General features: G+C 68.9%; 1 protein-coding gene and 1 pseudogene. Both read left to right on the forward strand.

The features are described 5' to 3' along the window. A partial coding sequence (locus tag LQV45_RS30825) for a LacI family DNA-binding transcriptional regulator (protein WP_374208344.1) occupies nucleotides 1-1,008 on the forward strand: 1,008 nt, incomplete at its 5' end. 244 nt (nucleotides 1,009-1,252) lie between these two features. After that, nucleotides 1,253-1,628 (forward strand): annotated as a pseudogene (locus LQV45_RS30830) (NAD(+) synthase); the annotation flags it as partial.

Raw genomic sequence — 1,628 nt, forward strand, 5'->3', positions numbered from 1 at the left:
GCAGCAGTGGACCGCCCGGCCACCATCCATGACATCGCCGCGCTCTGCGGCGTGGCGGCCTCCACGGTTTCCCGTGCCCTCTCCACGCCGGACCGGGTCAACATCAGGACACGGCAGCGGATCGAGGCGGCCGCGGCCCGGCTGCACTACACACCCAACAGCCAGGCGAAGGCGCTGAGTTCCGGGCGCACGGGCGCGGTGGGAGTCCTGGTTCCGGATATCACCAACCCGTTCTACTTCGACCTCATCAGGGGAACCCAGCTCCAGCTCAAGGCGGCCGGGTACACCCAGTTGCTGGTGGACACGGAAGAGTCCGACGAGGTGGAGGCCAGCACCGTGGAGCAGCTGCGCAAGAGCGCTGACGGCATCATCGTTGCCGCATCCCGGCTCAGCGACGAAGCTCTGCTGAACGCGGCGGCGAAGATGCCCATGGTCGCGATCAACCGTGACGTGCCCGGCGTTCCCGCGGTCCTGATCGACACCCCGTCCGGCACCAGCCAGGCGCTGGACCACCTGATCTCGCTGGGGCACACCCGGGTGGCCTATGTGGCCGGCCCGACGACGTCGCAGTCCAGCGAACGGCGGTGGACCGCGCTGTCCGTGGCTGCCGAGGAACGCGGCGTGGAGGTGCGCCGGCTCGGTCCGTTCGCCCCCAAGACACAGTCCGGCGCGGCAGCCGCGGACGCCGCCGTCCACAGCGGGGTCACCGCCTGCCTCGCGTTCAACGACCTCATCGCCATCGGCATGCTCCAGCGCCTTCGCGAACGCGGCATCCGCGTCCCGCAGGACATGAGCATTGTGGGCTGCGACGACATCTTTGGCGCCGACTTCTGCAATCCGCCGCTGTCCACCATGGCCTCCCCGATCGAGCAGGCCGGCCGCGTGGCGGTGTCCATGCTGCTGGCCCAGCTGAACCCGCTCGCCGGCGGTGGCACCCGAAGCCGGTCCGTGATGCCCACCCATCTCACGGTCCGCGGCTCCACCGGTCCGGTGCGGCAGGCTCAATAGGCCCGGCGTCCGGCCCGGTGCCCAGTCAGGACCGGGCAGGCGTCGGCCGGTGGTGAGGTTTTCGCGGCGGTTCCGGACAGGGGCGCCGAATTCGGACCGGCGCACCGGGGATCCAAGTCGCAACGGTCCGAAACCGTAGCCGCCGTCCGGAACCGAAGCCATTTCGACGCCGGATCCGCTCGTCAGCCGCCGGTCCGGACGCAATAGTTGAGCGTTGTTGACACCGCTGACTAGGCTGTGAGGCATGCGTGAACTCCAGGCGAAGATCATCGAGGAAATGGGCGTGCAGCCCCGGATCGACCCTGCCGGGGAGGTGCGCAAACGCGTGACGTTCCTGAAGGAATACTTGGCGGCCACCCACACCAAGGGCTTCGTCCTGGGCATCTCGGGCGGCCTGGACTCCTCCCTGGCCGGGCGGCTGGCCCAGCTGGCGGTCGAGGAACTCGAGGCCGAGGGCACCGAGGCGAACTTCGTGGCCGTGCGGCTGCCCTACGGCGTCCAGCATGACGAGGACGACGCGCAGGCGGCCCTGGACTTCGTGCGAGCCAAGACCGAATGGACGTTCAACATCTCGGCGGCAGTAGATGGCTTCGAGGACGAGTTCGAGAAGACCGTGGGCA

The organism is Microbacterium sp. Bi128, from assembly GCF_918698205.1.